This is a genomic window from Weizmannia acidilactici, from assembly GCF_008974185.1.
Taxonomy (GTDB): Bacteria; Bacillota; Bacilli; order Bacillales; family Bacillaceae_C; genus Weizmannia; species Weizmannia acidilactici.
This window is the reverse complement of the sequence record NZ_BKZP01000113.1, coordinates 1-330: the sequence shown is the minus strand read 5'-3', so window position 1 is coordinate 330 and position 330 is coordinate 1. Positions and strand designations below refer to the sequence as shown.

Below are 330 nucleotides of genomic sequence, written 5' to 3'. Positions count from 1 at the left end.
AACTCATGCACCTTATTGGAAAGAAGATAAGGGATGGCAGAATTCTTCATTTGATCCGCCAATTTCTAAAAGCCGGCATCATGGAAAACGGTCTTGTATCCGCCAATGAACAAGGAACACCTCAGGGCGGACCCCTTAGTCCCCTGCTTTCTAACATTATGTTAGACCAATTGGACAAAGAATTAGAGCGCAGGAACTTGCGTTTCGTAAGATACGCAGACGACTGTAATATCTACGTCAAGAGCTGGAAGGCTGGACAAAGGGTTATGGAGGGAGTAACAAAGTTCATTGAAGGCAAATTACTGCTAAAAGTGAACAAAGAGAAAACAG

1 protein-coding gene is annotated in these 330 nt (G+C 43.3%); it reads left to right on the top strand.

The annotated features are described in order from the left end of the window. The coding region (locus BpJC4_RS15940; protein ID WP_253724341.1) for a reverse transcriptase domain-containing protein at window positions 1–330 on the top strand (330 nt) is incomplete at both ends.